This window comes from Anaeromicrobium sediminis (genome assembly GCF_002270055.1).
Classification (GTDB): Bacteria; Bacillota; Clostridia; order Peptostreptococcales; family Thermotaleaceae; genus Anaeromicrobium; species Anaeromicrobium sediminis.
This window is the reverse complement of sequence record NZ_NIBG01000001.1, coordinates 569,485-590,029: the sequence shown is the minus strand read 5'-3', so window position 1 is coordinate 590,029 and position 20,545 is coordinate 569,485. Positions and strand designations below refer to the sequence as shown.

Here is a 20,545-nt window from a genome sequence, read left to right as displayed (position 1 = left end):
TTCAATGGTGCCGAAAGAGGGACTCAAACCCTCACGAAGTTGTCTTCAACGGATTTTGAGTCCTTTTTTTGAGGTGTTTTCGGGCAAAGAATCTAGTGTTTTCAATACTTTGATAAGGGTTCGAAAAAAGCCTCAAAACGTTAGAAAAGCCCTTTTAGTTAGAAAGAAGTTAGAAGAAAAATGTCTAGATTTCAACTTGAAATGATTGTGAAAAAATGGCTTATACAGTGCTATGACTATAAATGTATGTTTGGCAAAAAAAGCTAAAAGAGCATTATAGATTGAATTAAATCTAATTTTGCTATAAAATGGTGCTGTTGTAGAATATATAAGCTTGTGGTTTGAAGATAAGCAAATATTCCCGACTCAGTAAGCAAACACCACCAAATATGGATAAAAAGCGAAACTGGTTCGTGAAATGAGTAGTTAGATGACAGCAGTAATAAATTGTTGACTAGATTAAGGAGATTCCTGTTATGAAAAAAATGAAATTATCAATGAAAATTATTACAACAACAGTTATAACAGTTATTGTAGTAGTGATATGCTTTATCTTAGTAATAATGGATGCATATAATGGAAATCCCATATCAAAAGGAATTGCAACTGGAAAAATCAATGATTATGTCAAAACTACTTATGAAGAATATGAATTAATAGTTGGAGAGACAAGATATAGTTTCGATTATGGTAATTATTGGTCTTATGTGTATTCGAAAAAGGATATTGATATGCATTTTAATGTGATGTATAAACATGGAAAAATATATGACAATTTTGAATTTCAAGTTTTGAGTGGACAGAATACCTGTTTACGAATGGAGAAGGAGTATACACTGTTTATTAGTTCGTTATTAAAAAAAGAATATCCATATACATATAAAAATGCAGCAGTACAGTACGTTGAAATGGATTATGAAAAGAAGTTTGATGGAAAATTAAATAAGCCCTTAGATATTAATGATGCAAAATATATGAAAGTATCTCTTTTTTTGAACAATGTAGATGGGTCTGTTGAATCTCTTGCATCCAATTTGAAAAAACTACATCTGATACTAACTAAAAATGGATATTATTTTGATGAATATGATCTTGTGATTGAAAGTTATATTAGAGTATCAAGCATTAAAAGTAATATGATAGATGAGAAATTAGTTGAACTTATTCAATATGCATTAGATAATAGGGAAGAAGCTATTGAAAAATATGGATTTTGGGTAAATAAATAATATGAAAAGCTGTTAAGACCGTCATCTAACATACTATTTTCAGACATTCCACTAGACCCATGTGGGACGTCGCAATATAGCAAGCTCGTTAGGTGGAATAATCAGTTGACGATTATCTACATTATGCGTTCCATGTGTTAGTGGCTTTTAATAAGTTATTTTAATTTTAAATAGGATAAACGGAGAGATTAAATAAAGAGAGGACCAATAAGGTTCTTTTTTTATTGGAAATAAACAAAGAGAGGTCCAATAAGGTTTTAGTCCGTTAGAAGAATGGTTAGAAGGTTAGAAGAAAATTTCATAAAAATAAAATAAGCTAGGGTACTAAACCCTAGCTTATTCAATGGTGCCGAAAGAGGGACTCGAACCCTCACGATGTTTCCATCAACGGATTTTGAGTCCGTCGCGTCTGCCAATTCCACCATTTCGGCCTATCTACTACATTTCACACGTTGGTCACTATGGATTTTCACCAAATACACCAAACGGATTATCTGCTGATAACAAATATAATAGCACTTTTACCATAGAATGTCAATAAAGTCTTTGATAATTAAGTCAGTTAATATTTCTAGACGTTTAAGCACGTCAAGCAAGAGCATATTTGTTAAACAATATTGTCAGAAAGTATATGAAGTTCATATGTAGATTGGTAAGGAATAATCCGTTATGTACTTTTAGTGTTACTACGTTTAAACTCGGATGTAAATCTATTCAAAGGAATTTACAGTATACATTCTTTGGTGGGTAAAATCTGTTAAAAATTGAAAAGTAACACAATAAGATTGTGAAACATTCACAGACCCTAAGTTTTTGAGCATTGGCTGGTGATATATTATTGAATTTGCTGTTTCTTAAAAATTAAAGTATATATAATGTAAATCACAGTATAAAAAGCAGCTATTACTAAACTAAAATATGTTCCGAATTTTTTCATTTCATCAGGGAAAACACCTTGACTTTGAAAACCAATAATTGATAATAGTGAAATTATGATTAGTATGATTAATCCATTTAAATTTCTATTGCTGAACTCTTTCAATGCATAGGCTTTGATGGCAATTCTTATTAACTTCCCTATGAGTCCTGTAAATGTGTATATATAACCCCGGCTTATACTATCCCATTCATTCGCAAACATTATCATATTTATTATAATCACCACAAATATCCCAAGCCTATTGCAATTAAATGGGTTAGTCCATACTTTTATATTTCTTTCGATTCTGCGTCCAGTCAAAAACTCACCAAAACTTAAAAACATAACTTTTTTCGAATAGAATAGGTAATACGTTATTACTCCACCTAGTATTAATACCGTAAGAATTACTGCACCAGTAATATTCATTTCATAATAAATATTTATACCTGTAATGGTATTAAATATCGATACAACTGATCCTATTACTAGATTTACCATGTAAAAGTCTATAAAGCCTGCCAATATTGGATGAGGTCTAGATTTTACTACTCTTGATTTGTTAAATTGTTTATTTTCCATATTAAACCTCCATACACTATTCATTTTAAATTGTGGTCTCCATTGCAAGAATATGGAATGTTTTTTGATTTTAAGCAATCCATAAATTGGGCAATAACATGACAAGTATCATGTATTACAAAATAGATATATTTTCACTTTATTGTGTTACTACCTCAAATGCTATAGTAAAATAATTCCCAATATTATTATATATTACACTAATATTTTTAAAGTTCCTATCTAGAAAGTTAGAAACATAGGTCTTTGGTCTAAGGATTTTTAATTTACAGTTATGAATGAATTTATTAATATGAATTGTTCCCTCTGTTTGCTTCTTTGTACTCCTTATAATTGTTGTTTTGCCCATAAAAAAAGTACCTCCGAATTATTCTGTAATTAAACAAAAAATCAGTTGGTACTGAAGTTCAATAAATGGGTAAAAATGTCTATTTTGACTTTATGAGAACTAAAAAACAGACGCAAACAATTTTGGGCCCGTCGCGTCTGTTAATTCCACTATTTCTACCTATACATTATATCAGTATAACATAAAGAGGAAAACGATTCAAATGGTATCTTTTGAAGTTTGATACTGCACAAAAATTATGGTAAACTAATATAGTGTATGATAATATGAAAATAATGAAGGGGGAATTGTAATGGATCCATTAACTCATGCCATAATTGGATTGGGTATAGGCTCTTTTGCTCAAAATACAATGGATATAACTAATCCATTAGTAATTGGATGCGTAATAGGGTCTGTTATACCTGATATAGATGTAGTGGCTAGAATAAAAGACGATTTTTTATATTTAAAACACCATAGAGGAATGACACATACTATACCGGGATTAGGCGTTTTATCAGCTATCATAGCTGTGACATTAAAGTTGTTTTTTGTTGTGCCATTTATGCAATTATTTTTTTGGACTTTTTTAGGGGCCCTGTCTCATTCGCTTTTTGATATGTTAAATTCGTATGGAGTAAAGCTTTTTAATCCAATAGGAAATAAGAAACAGAAAAAGGGTATCCTTATGTTGTATGATCCTATCATAAGTATACTATGTATACTACTTATAATGGTAAAAAATAAAACTTGGATTTTTTATGGGAGTACTCTTTTAATATTTGGAGCATATTTGGTATTTAAAAGCATGTCCAAAAATTCTTCAGAAAATAAAGTATTAGAATATTATAAGGATAATAATGTGGAACATATAGAAATGTTACCTGCCTTAATCGCTCTAAATAAATGGGCATTTGTTACAAGAACAGGTGATGAATATATAGTAGGGCAATTTGATTGGATAAACAATAAGGTGGAAGAAACGAAAAGATTTAAAAGAGAATCTCAATATGATTTGGAATTATTCAAAAAAAGTAATGCGGGTAAACATTTTAGCAATTTTACTCCCATATATCATATAAGGAGAGAAGAAGAAGGGCCATATACTGTTTTGAAATCTACTGATTTAAGATATTATTTAAATAACAATTTTATGCATCATGCTACTGTAGTGTTAGATAAAGATGAAAATATAGTACAGTCATTTTTTCATCCTTATAAAGTTCATAAAAAGGTTCAAGTGGCAGAATAGTAATTGACTTGGAAATATACAAGTATATAATGATAATTATAAAATATAGTTTATAAACTATATTTTATTTTTTTGAAATTTTATGGAACAAATTAGAAAATATTCCGTCTATATAGATGAAAGAAAGGAGGCAATGGGTGTGCTAGATATTGAAAAGTCTTTGATTAAGAAATGTCAAAGTGGTGATGTGGAAAGCTTTGAATTGTTAATAAAAGATTATGAGAAGAGAGCTTTTAATATAGCTTATAGGATGTTAGGTAATGTGGAAGATGCCAATGATGCAACTCAAGAAGCTTTTATAAAAATTTATAAACATATTAACAAATTTAAAGGTGATAGTAGTTTTTCTACTTGGCTTTATAGGATAGTAACTAATACTTGCTTAGATATATTAAGGAAGAATAAAAACAAAAAAACTCTTTCTTATGATAATCCAACTGAAACAGAAGAGGGGACGATAAAAAGAGAGTTTGTTGATCATAAAACCAATACGGAAAAAACGGTTGAAAGGGAAATGGTGAAAAAGGAGCTACATGAATGTATAAACTCCTTAGGAGATAGCCATAAGACAGCCATAATTTTAAGGGATATAAATGGATTTTCCTATAAGGAGATAGCCCATATACTTAGTTGTTCCGAGGGAACGGTGAAATCCAAAATCAATAGGGCTAGGAAAAACTTGAAAAATTTACTAGAAGATAAGATGGAACTTTTTAAAGATCAAATGGTCTAAAAATAGAGAAAGGAGGAGTAATATGAAGTGTGTAGAATTTGAGGAAATGATTTCTCTTTATATAGATAATATGTTAGATGAAAAACATAATGAAGAAGTTAGAAAACACATGGACGTTTGTGTAGAGTGTAGAGAATTATATGAAGCACTACTGTTTAATGTCAACATGTGTGAAGAACTACCTATGGTAGAATTACCAGAGAATTTCCATGTAGAATTACATGAAAAGCTTATACAAGCTAAAGAAGAAATAGATTTTGAACCTATAAAAGAAAGTAAAGTAATTAAATTGAGAGATAAATTTAAAAGAAGATGGAAAGTATATAGCTCTGTGGCAGCTCTCTTTATAGTCCTATTAGGTTCAATGGCTAATATGGGAAGTTTAGATAAGATGGAAATGGATGAAGAATCTGCAAAATTAGCTCCAGCAGAGATGAGTATGGATATGGCGGATTCAGCGCCTAATATGGCTTTGAAAATAGAAAATGATGCTTCCAATTGGGATGGAAATGGTGTTGCTGAGTTTAGTGTAGAAAAGGCTGAGATGAAGACGGAAGAAAGGGCAGTAGGAGTTAAGAACTATGGTCTTTCAGCTAAAAGTGAGTCTAGAGTTAATAAGGTGGCTATAGATAATCAAAAGATAATTAAAAATACCCATATGAATATATCCGTATCGGATTTTAATAATGCTTATGATAATCTTAATAAGAAAACTAGAGATTTAATGGGGTATATGGAATTTAGCAATATATATGATATCCACAATAATTTAAAGGCAGGAAGCTTTACTATAAGGATTCCAAAAGCTAATAGCGAGGAAATGATAGAGTTTACAAAGACCCTTGGTAAAGTAAATAATATTGAATCTAATGCTCAGAATGTGACAGCCCAGTATTATGATACGGAAAATAGGGTTAAGAACTTGAAAGTTCAAGAGGACAGATTAAGAAGTATAATGGAAAAGGCTACGAAGGTGGAGGATATCCTACAAATTGAGAGGGAGTTAAATAGGGTTAGAATGGAAATTGACTCTTTAGAAGGTAGAATTAAAAATTGGGATAATCTAGTGGAGTACACGACTCTAAGTCTAGAAGTAAGGGAAATGAAGAACAAGGAAAATAAGATAGAGCCAATAGATAAGTCCATAGGACAAAGGGCAAAGGAAGGGTTTATATCTAGTATAAATAATATAGTAAATAAAATAGAATACCTTTTGGTGAAAGTAATTTCAAATATTCCCAACTTAGTCCTTGTAGGAACAGTGCTTGGTGGTGTATATTTATTATACAAGAGGTTTAAAAAATGATAATGGTTAACCATTATCATTTTTTACGTATCAAGAAATTGTGAATTTTCAAAACTGTAGATAAGTAAAAAATGAAGGGGTCGTAGGGGAAGAATTCCCCTGCCTCTTTGATGGAAGGTGCTCAGCAACTTTAGTTGCGTCGAAGGGAACCATAGGGTTCCATAAGGTCGCATACGAAGTATGCCTTTTACGTGTAAATTAAATAAAGGACTTTAGATAAGTAATTAGAATATGTTTATTATATTATGTTAATTATTAATATAATGGGATATTTTATGTAGACAACCTTTTAAGGAGAGGATATTTTGAATAAGAAAATAGTTATTATAGATGGGAATAGTTTAATTAATAGAACCTTTTATGCCCTACCAATTCATATGGCAAATAAAGAGGGGTTACATACTAATGCCATATATGGATTTGTGAATATATTAAATAAAATATATAAGGAATATGATCCTGAATACATTACTGTGGCATTTGATATGAAAAAACCTACTTTTAGACATAATGAGTTTAAAGAATATAAGGCGGGAAGAAAAAAAATGCCAGAGGAATTGGCAGAACAAATGCCCGTATTAAAAGAAGTATTAGATGCATTTAACATACATAGGGTAGAACTTGAAGGTTTTGAAGCAGACGACTTGATTGGTACATTGGCTAAGTTTTGTGAAAACAAGGATTTATCTCCAATAATTATTACTGGAGATAAGGATGCTCTTCAATTAGCATCAGATAAAACTAAAGTGTTGATAACAAAAAAAGGTATAAGTACCTTAGAACAATATGGATATGATGAGGTTTTAGATACATATGGGGTAACTCCTACTGAATTTATAGATGTGAAAGGTCTTATGGGAGACAAATCTGATAATATACCAGGAGTACCTGGAATAGGAGAAAAAACTGCCATAAAGCTTATTAAAGAGCATAAGAGTATAGAGAATCTCCTTGGTAACTTAGAAGGTCTTACAAAAAAGATGAAGGAAAAACTTACAGAGAATGCAGAACAAGCTATTCTTAGTAAGAGACTTGCTACTATTATAGTAGACGTTCCTGTGGCAATCTCTTTAGAAGAGCTTAAAAGGGAAAAACCTAATAATGAAAAGGTTATAGAATTATTTAATAAATTAGAGTTTAAAAAACTATTAAAGGACTTTGATGTTAAAAAGGAAAGAAAGACAGACGTGGAGTCAAATAGGGAAGTTAATATGATAGATTCCATAGAAAAAGTAAAATCCTTAAATGAAAAAATAATTAAAAATGAAGAGTTTGTATTAAAGATATTTAGTGATCACAATAATATTAGGGATGAAAAAATAATATGTACGTTTATGTTAGTTGAAAATGAAATATATTGTATTAAGGATGATGGACTTTTATTAGAATTAAAACCTGTCCTTGAGAGTGTTAATATTAAGAAAATAGGATATGAATTAAAACAGGATATGACTAGTTTAAAGGAATATGATATTAAATTAGATGGCATCCTTATAGATGTGAAGCTAGGAGCTTATTTAATAGACCCATCAAAAAAGGATTATCATATAAGCAATATATATGATGAATTTTTAGGTGAATACATAGAGAATGAAGAGGAATTATTAGGTAAGGGAAAAGGTAAACTAAACTATTCTCAGTTAGATGAAGAAAAGCTTATGTCTTATGGATCAAATTTATGTATTGCCTTATCTAAGCTAGAAGGGGTCATAGTAGAGAGAATGAAAGAAGATGACTTGTATGAACTATATATGGACGTGGAACTTCCTCTTATTAAAGTGTTAGGAAGTATGGAATATATAGGGTTTAAAGTGGATAGGGAAAAATTAAAGGAAATAGGAAATGAGTTAGATGAGAGAATAACTAATTTGACTGCCCAAATATATGCAGATGCTGATGAAGAATTTAATATTAATTCTACTAAGCAATTAGGAGTCATATTATTTGATAAATTAGGTCTTCCACCAGTAAAGAAGACTAAAACAGGATATTCTACTAATGCAGAAGTGTTAGAAAAATTATATGACAAACATGATATAATACCTAGGATTATAGAGTATAGACAATTGGTAAAATTAAAGTCCACATACGTAGATGGTCTAGAGGCTGTTATAAACGAAAAAACTGACAAAATCCATTCAAGCTTTAATCAAATGGTTACAGCAACGGGAAGAATAAGTAGTACAGAACCTAATTTACAAAATATACCTATTAAATTGGAAATGGGAAGAAATATAAGAAAGGTATTTGTACCTACTAGTGATGAATATACTTTATTAGATGCAGATTATTCTCAAATAGAATTAAGAGTCCTTGCTCATATATCTGATGATGAAAATTTAATTGAGGCTTTCAGAGAAGGGCAAGATATTCATAAGACAACAGCTTCTAAAGTATTTGAAGTACCTATGGATAGTGTAACTTCCATACAAAGAAGTAAAGCTAAGGCTGTAAACTTCGGTATAGTATATGGAATAAGTGACTATGGTCTTTCTGAGAATTTACATATAACTAAGAAGGAAGCTAAAAAATATATAGATGAATATTTAAATAAATACCATGGTGTTAAAGAATATATGGAAAGCATAGTTAAAGAAGGAAAAGAATATGGATATGTTACAACCCTTTTAAATAGAAGAAGATACATACCAGAACTTAAGGCTAAAAACTTCAACTTAAGATCCTTTGGAGAAAGAACTGCTATGAATACTCCTATACAAGGAACGGCAGCAGACATTATTAAAATAGCCATGGTTAAAGTATACGATAGACTAGAAAAAAATAATTTAAAATCCAGACTAATACTTCAAGTACATGATGAGTTAATAATAGAGGTACATAAGGATGAAATGGATATGGTTAAAAACATATTGAAAGAAGAAATGGAGAATGCAGTTAGTCTACAAGTTCCACTAGATATAGATATGAATGAAGGTGGAAGTTGGTATGAAACTAAGTAAGGATGATGGTAATATGACTAAAGTAATTGGATTAACAGGAGGTATCGCATCAGGAAAAAGCACCGTATCTAATATGCTCAGGGATCGCAATATACCTATAATAGATGCGGATCTAATAAGTAGACAAATTGTTGAACCGGGAAGTCCTACCCTTCATGAGATTTCTAAAGCCTTTGGTTGTGATGTATTAAAGGAAGATGGTACTTTGGATCGAAAAAAACTTGGAAATATTGTTTTTTCAGATAAATGTAAATTAGAAAAACTAAATGAAATAACCCATAAAAGAATAGGCGAAGAATTTGTAAAGAGAATAGAAGAACTAAAAAAGGATAATAAATTAATTATAGTAGATGCTCCACTTTTAATAGAAGCTAAAATGATGGATCTAGTAGATGAGATTTGGCTTGTAGTAGTAGATGAGCAGGTTCAAATAGATAGGTTAATGAAAAGAAATAATCTATCTAAGGAAGATGCCATAAAGAGAATAAAATCTCAAATGAGTTTAGAAGAAAAGAAAAAGTATGCCCATATAATTATTGATAATAATAAAAATATACACCATTTAAAAGAACAAGTAGAATATATACTTAAAAATGTTATCGGAGGTTTAAATTGATCTTAATTGACTTAAGGAAACATAAAATGTTAATTCTTTTAGCCTTTGTCATTATTGTTGCTACTAGTAGTCTTATGAGCATAAATTGGATATTAAAAATAATATATCCAACAGATTATAATGAAATTGTATATAAATATGCTTATGAATACGATTTAGATCCTTATTTAGTATTCTCTATAATAAAAGCAGAAAGTAAATTTAAAGAAAAGGCCACTTCTATAAAGGATGCCAAAGGTCTTATGCAAATAGCACCAATAACTGGTAGGTGGGCTGCAGAAGTATTAAAAATTGAAGATTATAATGAAGATATGCTCTATATGCCCGAATTAAATATTAAAATGGGATGTTGGTACTTAAGCACCTTAAAAAAAGAATTTAATGGAAACCTTAAAAATGTCATAGCTGCCTACAATGCAGGTAGTGGAAATGTAAAAAAGTGGTTAAATAATGATACCTACTCACAAGATGGAGAGTTAGTACAAATACCTTTTGAGGAAACTAGGAAATATACAGTAAAAGTTTTAACAGGATATAAGGTATACAAGATAATCTATGAAAAAAATACATAATATAGAAAGTACATGTATTATGAAGTTAGCTAGAAGATAAAAAATTAACAAAACTCTTTTAGCTAACTTATAGTTATACAATAATTTCAATTGTATTTGCTTACCATATTGAATTAAATTGGTAAGTAATTTATAATTAATATGTTACCTATGAACGAATAAGGATAGGAGAATAGTTATGAGTCAACAATACATAGGCAATTTGTCGTTATTAGTACTTTTAGTATTATCCATATTAGGGAAGAATAATTCTTTAGCGGTGGCCATAACTACTTTGATGTTTTTTTCACTAATGGGTAAAATAGGTCCAGGATTTAATACAGTGTCTGATGCAGTATTGAATTCTTTGGATAAATATGGATTAAAATTAGGTGTTATTTTGTTGATGATGGGAGTACTAGCTCCCTTTGCATTAGGTCAGATAGACCCAGCTGAACTTTTAAAAGGACTAAAATCATATAGGGGATGGCTTGCCCTATTAGCAGGAGTCTTAGTGGCCATATTTGGTGCTTATGGGGGTACCCTTCTTGACGTGGACCCTAATATAGTCACTCCTGTTGTTTTAGGAACCATATTAGGAATTGTTGTGTTTAAAGGTTATCCAGTTGGTCCTCTTATAGGATCTGGAATTGCATATGCTTTAATCAGCATGGTAGATGCACTTATGAAAAAGTAGAAAGGAAAGAGGTATATGAAACAGGTAAAGAGCTTAAAGGACATTGAAGGAATAAGTAATATAGATAGAGAAATTCACTCAGCAACTCATGATGATATATTAAAAGGCCTTACTACGGATGTGTATTTTTTAAGAACCCTTGATATATTAGAAAGTATGAAATTAGAAGATTCTATTGTTACAGCAGAAATATTTGCTAGAAAACCTGGTATCTTTGCAGGAATAGAAGAAGTAAAGGCCATGTTAAAGGGAAAAGATATTGAAGTATGGGCTGTAGATGAAGGAGAGTCCTTTGAACCAAAGGATACACTAATTAGAATAAAGGGACCATATAGTGAATTTGGAGTATTTGAAACAGCCATGCTAGGAAGTTTAGCAAGTGCTAGTGGTTGGGCTACTGCATCAAAAGAGGTAAAGGAAGCTTGTGACGGAAAGCCATTTTTATGTTTTGGGGCTAGACATGTACATCCAGCAGTGGCACCAGTAATGGAAAGGGCAGCTGTAATAGGCGGTGCTAATGGAGTAAGTTGTGTTTTAGCAGGAAGTATGATAGGTATAGATCCTACAGGAACATTACCTCATGCTGCTATGTTAATTGCAGGAGATACATTAGACGTGGCAAAAGCATATAATGAAGTATCACCAGAAGATCATAAAAGAATTGTATTAGTAGATACCTTTAAAGATGAAGTAGAAGAGAGTATAAGAATAGCTAAAGAACTTGGAGACAAACTGTATGCTATAAGACTGGATACTCCTAGTGAAAGAGGAGGAGTTACTCCTAATTTAGTAAGGGAAGTTAGATCAAAATTAGATATAAATGGATTCGAAAATGTGAAAATATTCGTATCTGGTGGATTAAAGCCAGAAAAAATCAAATTATTATCAGAAGCAGGTGCAGATTCATTTGGAGTTGGAAGTTATATATCTGGTGCTTCAGCTATAGATATGACTATGGATATAAAAGAAGTAAATGGACAACCTGTGGCAAAAAGAGGAAGAATTCCTGGGATGATAGAAAACAAAAAGTTAAAAAAGATTTTTTAATAAACTTTTGGAGGTATATTAATGCCTAAGTTTAATAAGAGCATATTTTTAATAATATTTATAATTAGTTTATGTTTACTTCAAGGATGCCAGGTGAAAAATACTGAAAATGAAGAAGTAAAGGTTATAGAGGAGAAAAAAGTCACTTCAAAGTACGGTGGTACTTTAAGAATACCAGTAGTACAAGCTAAAACTCTAAATCCTTTATTAGATAATAGTAGATCAATGTATTATTTTAATAAATTAATATATGAGAGTTTGTTTGAAGTAGACAAGGATTTAAACATAACTCCATTGTTAGCGGAGGATATTAATTATGTAGACGAGACTACTCTTATAATTAATTTAAAAAATAATATAAAATGGCAAGATGGGTATAACTTTAATTCTGATGATGTTAAATTTACAGTGGATGCACTGAAAAAAAACATATATGGAGATGAAATATCAACCTATGCGTATTTAGTTGAAAATATTAAAAGTATAAATACTAAGGGATCTTATTCTGTAGAAATTAAATTAAATAAACCTGATTATAAGTATGAGAGAAAGTTAATTTTTCCAATAATACCTAAGCACAAATTTAAAACAATAGGAAATGTATATACTAGTTTAGATATAATTCCCATAGGAACTGGACCTTATGAAGTTGAATCTTATGAAAAGCGTAAAAGAGTGTTACTTAGGGCTAGAGAAGACTATTGGAATGAAAAGCCCTATATTGATTTTATAGAAGGAATATATGTTCCAACAGACGCAGCGGCATTATCATTGCTGCAATCTGAGGAAGTTCATGTTGTAGAAGCCGATTACTATGATTGGGATAAATATAAAGAAGATGAAAATCTTATTATTCATGAATTTTCTACTCTGGAGCTTGAATTTATCAATATAAATTTAAATGATGAAAAATTAAGAGACATAAACTTAAGAAAAGCTATTTACTATGGAATTGATAGAACTAAAATAATTGATGATATATATTTAGGCCATGGAACAATACTCAATTACCCCTTTGTAAAGTATGACCTGGGAAATAATAAAAAGGACCCTAAAGATACGGTGGAGGCTTTTAAGTATTTGGCTAATATGGAGACTAACAATAGAATAAAGTTGAACTTATTAGTGAATGATAGTGATGAAAGAGTAAAATCTGCTAAATATATATTAAATGATTTAGCACAAATAGGTATTGATGTTAATGTTCAAGTAGTTAATTGGGATGAATATATGAAAAGAATAAAAATGTCAGACTATGATATGGTTTTAATGGGTGTGGATTTGAAAGAAAGTTTAAGTACTGATTTCTTGTTAAATTCTAGCCAAAACCCTTTTTTCTCTTATAAAAATGAAGAGTTAAATGTACTTACAAGCAAACTACCTGGTGTAGCTAATGAGCTAGACAGGGAAGTTATTAGAAAGGAAATTACAGATATATATATGAATGATATGTCTTATATAAGCCTTTTTATAAGAAATAAAGCTATAATTAGTTCAAAAAAAATAAAGGGAAGTTTATCACCAAACCTATTTAATATATATAATAATATTAACAAGTGGTATATAGAGAATTGATCTAATTAAAGAAGTTATTTAAAATTGTGAATATAAAACCATAAGGTAATATAGGGGAAACATTCCCCTATATCCTTCGCAATAAATTAATATGTGACAACTTACATTTGAACAATGTTAATATATTGACATTGAATTTTAAAAATTATATAATTGAACTGACATAAAATTTAATATGTGGATGTGGTGGAACAGGCAGACACGCTGTCTTGAGGGGGCAGTGCTCACAGGGCGTGCGGGTTCAAATCCCGCCATCCGCACCAAAATTACATATAGACTACTCTAAAGAGTAGTCTACATTGCAATATGAAGGAAAAAGACAAAAAAATACTTTTTTGTAAAAATAAACCAGTTGATAAACTGCTAGGAGGATAAAATAAGTGAGTATATTAAGAAGGTGTAAAAAGGCCGTAATAACCTTAGCTGCTACATCTATTCTGTTAATACCTATAACTGTAGAAGGTTTAGATAAAGGGATAATTATAGGAGACAATGTAAATATAAGAAATGCTACAGATTTGAATTCTAAAGTTGTAAGTACTATTAAACTAGGTTCTTATGTGGACGTTTTAGAAAATAATAAGAATTGGTATAAGGTACAAGCAAATGATAAGACAGGATGGATATACGGAGACTATATAGTTGTAGATGGTTCCAATGATAATTATAAAAAGGGAGTAGCTACATCTAATGTGAATTTTAGAAAAGAACCTAATATGAAAGGGTCAATTATAAAGACTATTAAAGAGAACACAGAAGTTTTAATTGTAGAATCAAAAGAGGATTGGCTAAAAGTAGAATTAGATAATGTACAAGGGTGGCTAAATAAAAACTACGTTAAAGTACAATCTAACTATCCTAAGGGATTTATAAAAGGAAACAGTGTTAATATTAGAGAAAAAGCTAATAAAGAAGCTAATGTAATTGCCAAAGTAAACTCTCAAGAAGTATCAATTATGGGATATGAAAGTGATTGGTATAATATAGTACTTGCAAATGGAAGTGAAGGGTGGACTCATAAAAGTCTAATTGATGTTGTAAGTAAAACAACTACCTCTAGAGGGGCGGCAAGTAGTAGAGCTTTAAGTGTGGTAAACATAGCTAAAGGCAAAATGGGTAAAAGATATGTATGGGGAGCCACAGGTCCGAATTCATTTGATTGTTCTGGTTTTACTTATTATGTGTACAAGCAATTGGGGATTAAATTACCTAGAGTATCAAGGTCTCAGGCAACTGTAGGTACACCTGTATCAAAAGGTCAATTACTTCCTGGAGATTTAGTATTTTTCAAAGGAAGCGCAGGCACGATAAATCATGTCGGTATATATATAGGAAATGGTGACTTTATACATTCTTCTTCTGGAAAGAAAGCTATGAAAGTAATAGTATCTAATTTAAATACAGGGTCTTACAAAAGAAGATATGTGAAGGCAAGAAGGGTGTTATAGATTTTCCTTACACAAGTTCATTTTAACTCTACTTATATAATAAGTAGAGTTTTTTACTAAATAAGAAATTATAAATTTTCAAAACTATATATAAGTAAAAAACGAAGGGGGTGTGGGGGAAGAATTCCCCTGCCGCTTTAAGGAAGGTGTTCAGATTACGATAGTATACGCCTGCGGGAACCATAGGGTTTCATAACGAATCATACGAAGTATGATTTTTTTTATAAAAATATTCTAAAGTAGGACTAGTTCATAATATACTAATATATAAAGGAAAAGAATTTTTTATACAGAAACTAAATAATATAAAGATAAAAAGGGGGCATTTAAATGAGAAGAAATAGGAGGGGTTTTAGAAAAGAAAGTAAATATAAAAAGTTTTTGTTGGTATTAATATTTTGTATACTTCTTCCTGTTGTAGCCGTATATGGAGGGTTCTATGCTTCCCGATATGTAATACTACCAGCTATAATGTGGAATGAAGATGAGGTTAAAAAAGAAACAATAGTAGAAGATACACAAGAGAAAAAAGTGGAAAGTAAAGAGGAGTCAACAAAAGTAGAAAAATCACCAAGTAAATCCGAGGGAACTGAATATGCAATAAAGGGAATGACCATATATGGAATTCAAATAGGAAGTTTTGCTAATATGGAAAATGCCAAGATTCAATTAAAGGAATTAGAAGATAAAAATATTATGGGAAGAATTGTAGAAAAAAATAATTTTAAAGTTATAGTAGGATTTGGATCTAAGAGAGAAACTATAGACAAGATTATGCCTATTGTAAAAGAAGACTTTAAAGAGGCCTTTGTGTTTGAACAATACATAGAAGAAAAAAAAATAATAGGTGAAAATAGTGATAAGGAACATTTTGTAAAATTAAACGAAATAAATAAAAAGGTATTTGAGGAAATGGAAAAGATAGAAGAATATTTAGTTGAATCTAAAGGAACAGATGTTGAATTAAATAGCAGTGGAATAGAGAAGAATATAAAGGAAATAAAGGGATTAGAAAAGGAATTAGAGGATATAAACATAAGTAATAAAGGAAAAGAATTTAAGGAAAAATACACAAATATAATGGGAGAATTTACAAAAAGCTTATCTAATCAGATTAGCTCAGATAATGTAGAAAAAAGTATAATAGGATTTTTAGATAAGTACTCTAAGCTTCATACAAATAACTAATGAAGACATAGGAGGGATGATAAAGGTGAAAGTGCAGGAAATACTGGAAATACTAGAGTGCCAATGTCATTTGGGAAAAGATTCTTTAGATAGGGAAGTACATAAAGCTTTTGGTTGTGATTTAATGAGCGATGTGTTGGCTTTTGATACGGATAAAACTTTGTTATTGACAGGCCTTATTAACAATCAGGTAATAAGGACTGCAGAGATGATGGATATAAGTGTTATAATTTTTGTAAGGGGTAAAAAGCCCACTAAAGAGGTAATCGAGTTAGCTAAAATAAATAATATGATATTATTGAGCACAAAGCATATACTATATACTGCTTGCGGTATATTGTATAAAAATGGTTTAAAGGGAGTACCAAGAAGAGAGGAAGAATAAAATATATGAAAGAAAACCATACAATAATAAGACAAGAATATGATATTATAAAAAATGATTTTGCAAGGGCAGGAGAAGCATCTAGCAATATCAAAAAAATTTTGAGGCAACTGGGAATTGATTCTGCAAAAATACGGAAAACTGCAATAGCTACTTATGAGGCAGAAATGAATATAGTAATACATTCTAATGGGGGCAAAATAATATTCTCCATTAGTGAAGATAAAATAAAAATAGGAGCTCATGATAGGGGCCCAGGTATTAAAGATATAGGATTAGCCATGCAAGAAGGTTACTCTACTGCATCTAATAAGGTAAGGGAACTGGGCTTTGGAGCTGGTATGGGACTTCCTAATATTAAAAGGTGTGCAGATAATTTGACAATAGATAGTAAAGAAGGAGAATATACTAGATTAGATATGGAAATATTACTTTAAGCTAAAGGTAAATACAAGTATTATAAGGAGGTTTAAATGGTGAAAGTTAAGGAACTGACTAAGGAGGGTGTATTTAAACTAATAACTAATGAGGATACGGCTAACAAGATAATCGAAGGTGTATACTGTTGTGATCTGCTCAGTTGGGTAATGTCAAATGGAAAAGTAAATAATGCATGGATAACTGTTCAGACTCACGTTAATATAATTGCTGTTGCAAGTCTATTGGAACTTAGCTGCATAATTGTTCCAGAAAATATAGAAGTTGAAGAAGAAACTATAGAAAAGGCCAATGAAGAAAATATATCAATTTTGAGTACAAGTTTACCCGCATATGAAATATTCAAAATATTATATGAATTAGGAATAAAGTAAATGAAAATATTTGTTGATTTGCATATACATAGTAGCTTGTCTCCCTGTTCAAGTGAAAATATGACACCTAATAATATTATAAATATGAGTTTATTAAAGGGATTAGATGTTATTGCCATAACAGATCATAATACAACTGAAAATTGTGAAGTTTGTATGACTTTAGGCAAGGAAAAGGGGTTATTGGTAATACCAGGTATGGAATTACAGACAAAGGAAGAAGCCCATTTTGTCTGTCTTTTTAGAGACATTAAGGATGCAGATAAATTTAAAAATCTAGTATACGATAAATTACCAAATAAGAAAAATGACCCTAAGTTTTTTGGTAACCAATGGATATTTGATAAGGATGACAATATTATAGGGGAAAATGAGAGACTTTTGATTAATTCTGTAAATATGAGTTGTAATGAAGCTTTTAAAATAATTGAAAGACTAGAGGGGGTTATGATTCCTGCCCATGTGGATAAAAAGGCCTTTAGTATTATTGCAAACTTAGGTTTTATCCCAACTGATATGGATATAAAAACATTAGAAATTTCAAGAAAATGTGATGAGAATTCTTTTACTAAGAAATATAAATATTTAAGTAAGTATAATTTTATAAAAAATTCTGATGCTCATTTTTTAGGAGATATCTTGGAGAGAGAAACTTTTCTAGAAGTGGAAGAAAGGAACATTAAATCCATATTAAACAAATTAAAAAATTAACAGTAGGAGGGAATACATGAAAGAGTTGTCTCTTCATATACTCGATATAGTACAAAATAGTATTAGCGCAGGTGCTAAAAATATTGAAATAAACATTTGTGAACATAATGAAAAGAACTTATTTCATGTGGAAATAATTGATGACGGAAAGGGCATGAATGAAGAAACGGTTAAAAAGGCCATAAATCCATTTTATACTACAAGAACTACAAGAAAAGTAGGTCTTGGAATTTCTCTTTTTAAGATGGCGGCAGAAACATGCGATGGAAGTTTTTTGTTAGAATCTAAAGAGGGAGAAGGAACTAGGGTTAAAGCTAATTTTGTTAGAAACCACATTGATAGAGCTCCTTTAGGGAAGATGGAAGATACCATGGTAACCTTACTAATGTCTAATGATAAGGTGGATTATTTGTATACACATGAATATGAAAATAAAACTTTTAAATTTGAGACTAAGGAAATTAAAAAAATATTAGATGGAGTTCCCCTATCAGATTATGACGTTCTCATGTGGATTAAAAATTACATAAAAGAAGGTATAGAGGAAATATATATATAAAAGTGCAGAAATTGCACTTTTATTTTGTTAAAAAAATAATTAAATGTTAAAATGTAGTATTTTCAAATATTTCAGTATTTTATGACTATCTTTTTTGAAATTATATTACATACACTTTCATTGACTTTTTACAATATTGAAGTTAATATATAATTGGTACAAGATGTATATCAAGTAAAAATTAAGGTAAATATTGTATAAATGTTGCCTTTTTTCTATGGGCAAGTACATTGTATACAATATTGTCACTGCAATTTTAAGATATCTGTGGTTAAGACAGTTTATTTTAGTATAAGGGGTGAGTAATATGAAGCTATTATCTTTCAGAGGAGGAGTACATCCTCCACATCGTAAAAAGGCTACAGAAAAATTAGCTGTAATCAAAGCTAATGAGCCTAAGGTCGTTTATATACCACTTCAACAACACATAGGAGCTCCATGTGAGGCGCTAGTTAAAGTTGGAGATGAAGTTAAGGTAGGGCAAAAAATAGGAGAGGCAAGTGCTTTTGTATCAGCGCCTATCCACAGTAGTGTTTCTGGAAAGGTAAAGAAGATAGCAAAAATGAAGACTCCTACAGGTGAAGCTACATGCATCGTAATAGAATCTGACGGATTAAATACGGTTCATGAAAGCGTTTTACCTAAGGGAGACATTAGTGAGCTATCAGGAAAAGAAATTTTAGAAATCGTTAAAGAGGCAGGTATAGTGGGTCTAGGTGGAGCAGCCTTCCCAACGCACGTGAAGTTTTCACCGCCACCAGACACAAATATTGACACAATAATTTTAAATGGTGCAGAATGTGAACCATATCTAACAGCAGACCACAGATTAATGTTAGAAGATCCAGAAAGTATTGTATATGGACTTAAAGCAATGATGAAAATTGTAAATGTGAAAAAAGCCTACATTGGTATCGAAGACAATAAAAAAGATGCCATAGAAAAAATGCTTGAGTGCGTTAAAAACGAAGAAGGTATAAGCATAGTTGCGTTAAAAACTAAGTACCCACAAGGTGCTGAGAAACAGTTAATATATGCCTGTACACAAAGAGAAGTACCATCAGGTGGGTTACCAATGGCTGTAGGAGTTATAGTTAACAACGTAGGAACTGCGGCTGCCATAGCAACTGCCATAAAGACAGGTATGCCTTTAGTTGAAAGAATTGCCACAATTACAGGAAGTGGAATAAAGGAACCTAAGAACTTATTAATAAAAGTTGGAACTTTATTTAATGAAATAATAGAACAATGTGGTGGATACAATGGTACGCCAGGAAAAGTAATAATGGGTGGTCCAATGATGGGTCTTGCACAACATACTGATGATGTACCAGCTATTAAAGGAACATCTGGTATATTAGTATTATCGCCAGAGGAAGCTAGACTTCCTGAACCAGAACAATGTATCAAGTGTGGAAAATGTGTAGAAATTTGTCCAGCATTTTTACAACCAGTATACATTAGTGCATATGGATTAAAAGATATGTATGATAAGGCAGAGGAATATCGCGCCCTTGATTGTATTGAATGTGGTTCTTGTTCATTTATCTGTCCTTCAAAGAGACCTTTGCTACATTCAATTAGAGTTGCAAAAAGAGAGATTATAGCAAAGAAGAAAAAAAGTAAATAAATTGGAGGGGAATA

At 30.7% G+C, this 20,545-nt stretch carries 20 protein-coding genes and 3 tRNA genes; 19 read left to right on the top strand and 4 right to left on the bottom strand.

The window, feature by feature from the left end; translation table 11 throughout:
• Window positions 1-5 precede the first annotated feature (5 nt).
• Window positions 6-85, bottom strand: a tRNA-OTHER gene (locus CCE28_RS22095).
• Between the two features lie 391 nt (window positions 86-476).
• Here CCE28_RS22095 and CCE28_RS02965 point away from each other — a divergent pair.
• Complete coding sequence (locus tag CCE28_RS02965) at window positions 477-1,229, top strand: YfjL-like protein (RefSeq protein WP_095130786.1); 753 nt, start codon at window positions 477-479, stop codon at window positions 1,227-1,229.
• A 344-nt stretch (window positions 1,230-1,573) separates the two neighbouring features.
• Here CCE28_RS02965 and CCE28_RS02960 read toward each other — a convergent pair.
• The 3 genes from CCE28_RS02960 to CCE28_RS02950 all read right to left on the bottom strand — a co-directional run bounded on the left by CCE28_RS02960 (window position 1,574) and on the right by CCE28_RS02950 (window position 3,079).
• A tRNA-Leu gene (locus tag CCE28_RS02960) sits at window positions 1,574-1,660 on the bottom strand.
• A 404-nt stretch (window positions 1,661-2,064) separates the two neighbouring features.
• Complete coding sequence (locus tag CCE28_RS02955) at window positions 2,065-2,730, bottom strand: hypothetical protein (protein ID WP_095130784.1); 666 nt, start codon at window positions 2,728-2,730, stop codon at window positions 2,065-2,067.
• A 139-nt stretch (window positions 2,731-2,869) separates the two neighbouring features.
• A complete protein-coding gene (locus CCE28_RS02950; protein WP_095130781.1) occupies window positions 2,870-3,079 on the bottom strand; it encodes a hypothetical protein in 210 nt (69 codons plus the stop codon).
• 292 nt (window positions 3,080-3,371) lie between these two features.
• Here CCE28_RS02950 and CCE28_RS02945 point away from each other — a divergent pair, with 292 nt between their 5' ends.
• From CCE28_RS02945 to rsxC, 18 genes are all read left to right on the top strand, one after another.
• A complete protein-coding gene (locus tag CCE28_RS02945; protein ID WP_095130779.1) occupies window positions 3,372-4,313 on the top strand; it encodes a metal-dependent hydrolase in 942 nt (313 codons plus the stop codon).
• A gap of 139 nt (window positions 4,314-4,452) precedes the next feature.
• Complete coding sequence (locus tag CCE28_RS02940) at window positions 4,453-5,046, top strand: RNA polymerase sigma factor (RefSeq protein ID WP_330396801.1); 594 nt, start codon at window positions 4,453-4,455, stop codon at window positions 5,044-5,046.
• A gap of 22 nt (window positions 5,047-5,068) precedes the next feature.
• Complete coding sequence (locus CCE28_RS02935; protein WP_095130775.1) at window positions 5,069-6,352, top strand: DUF4349 domain-containing protein; 1,284 nt, start codon at window positions 5,069-5,071, stop codon at window positions 6,350-6,352.
• Window positions 6,353-6,657: 305 nt separating this feature from the next.
• Window positions 6,658-9,312: a DNA polymerase I gene (polA, locus tag CCE28_RS02930; protein ID WP_207652840.1), complete on the top strand. Its 2,655-nt coding sequence runs from the start codon at window positions 6,658-6,660 to the stop codon at window positions 9,310-9,312.
• Window positions 9,299-9,928: a dephospho-CoA kinase gene (gene coaE, locus CCE28_RS02925; RefSeq protein ID WP_242972874.1), complete on the top strand. Its 630-nt coding sequence runs from the start codon at window positions 9,299-9,301 to the stop codon at window positions 9,926-9,928. Before polA ends, coaE begins: the two co-directional genes overlap by 14 nt.
• A 26-nt stretch (window positions 9,929-9,954) precedes the next feature.
• Complete coding sequence (locus tag CCE28_RS02920; RefSeq protein WP_095130839.1) at window positions 9,955-10,500, top strand: lytic transglycosylase domain-containing protein; 546 nt, start codon at window positions 9,955-9,957, stop codon at window positions 10,498-10,500.
• A 178-nt stretch (window positions 10,501-10,678) separates the two neighbouring features.
• Window positions 10,679-11,176 (top strand): DUF441 domain-containing protein, encoded by a 498-nt coding sequence (locus tag CCE28_RS02915; protein WP_095130771.1) that lies wholly within the window; start codon window positions 10,679-10,681, stop codon window positions 11,174-11,176.
• Window positions 11,177-11,191: 15 nt separating this feature from the next.
• The gene (locus CCE28_RS02910) at window positions 11,192-12,223 is read left to right on the top strand and encodes a nicotinate phosphoribosyltransferase (RefSeq protein ID WP_095130769.1); all 1,032 of its coding nucleotides are present in this window, start codon (window positions 11,192-11,194) and stop codon (window positions 12,221-12,223) included.
• 21 nt (window positions 12,224-12,244) lie between these two features.
• Window positions 12,245-13,798, top strand: a complete 1,554-nt coding sequence (locus tag CCE28_RS02905; RefSeq protein WP_095130767.1) for an ABC transporter substrate-binding protein — start codon at window positions 12,245-12,247, stop codon at window positions 13,796-13,798.
• Window positions 13,799-13,975: 177 nt separating this feature from the next.
• A tRNA-Leu gene (locus tag CCE28_RS02900) sits at window positions 13,976-14,061 on the top strand.
• A 117-nt stretch (window positions 14,062-14,178) separates the two neighbouring features.
• Window positions 14,179-15,246 (top strand): C40 family peptidase, encoded by a 1,068-nt coding sequence (locus CCE28_RS02895; RefSeq protein WP_095130765.1) that lies wholly within the window; start codon window positions 14,179-14,181, stop codon window positions 15,244-15,246.
• Between the two features lie 330 nt (window positions 15,247-15,576).
• The gene (locus tag CCE28_RS02890; protein ID WP_095130763.1) at window positions 15,577-16,434 is read left to right on the top strand and encodes an SPOR domain-containing protein; all 858 of its coding nucleotides are present in this window, start codon (window positions 15,577-15,579) and stop codon (window positions 16,432-16,434) included.
• 25 nt (window positions 16,435-16,459) lie between these two features.
• On the top strand, window positions 16,460-16,819 hold the full coding sequence (locus CCE28_RS02885; RefSeq protein WP_095130761.1) for a hypothetical protein: 360 nt from the start codon (window positions 16,460-16,462) through the stop codon (window positions 16,817-16,819).
• A gap of 5 nt (window positions 16,820-16,824) precedes the next feature.
• Window positions 16,825-17,256, top strand: coding sequence for an ATP-binding protein (locus CCE28_RS02880; RefSeq protein WP_095130759.1), 432 nt, complete (start codon window positions 16,825-16,827; stop codon window positions 17,254-17,256).
• 36 nt (window positions 17,257-17,292) lie between these two features.
• Entirely contained in the window at window positions 17,293-17,631 is a 339-nt protein-coding gene (locus CCE28_RS02875; RefSeq protein WP_095130757.1) for an AraC family transcriptional regulator, read from the top strand.
• Window positions 17,632-18,342: a PHP domain-containing protein gene (locus CCE28_RS02870; RefSeq protein WP_095130755.1), complete on the top strand. Its 711-nt coding sequence runs from the start codon at window positions 17,632-17,634 to the stop codon at window positions 18,340-18,342.
• A gap of 16 nt (window positions 18,343-18,358) precedes the next feature.
• Entirely contained in the window at window positions 18,359-18,901 is a 543-nt protein-coding gene (locus CCE28_RS02865) for an ATP-binding protein (protein WP_095130753.1), read from the top strand.
• Between the two features lie 307 nt (window positions 18,902-19,208).
• Window positions 19,209-20,531 carry an electron transport complex subunit RsxC gene (rsxC, locus tag CCE28_RS02860; RefSeq protein WP_095130751.1) on the top strand — a complete coding sequence of 441 codons (1,323 nt, stop codon included), beginning with the start codon at window positions 19,209-19,211 and terminating at the stop codon, window positions 20,529-20,531.
• Window positions 20,532-20,545: the final 14 nt, after the last annotated feature.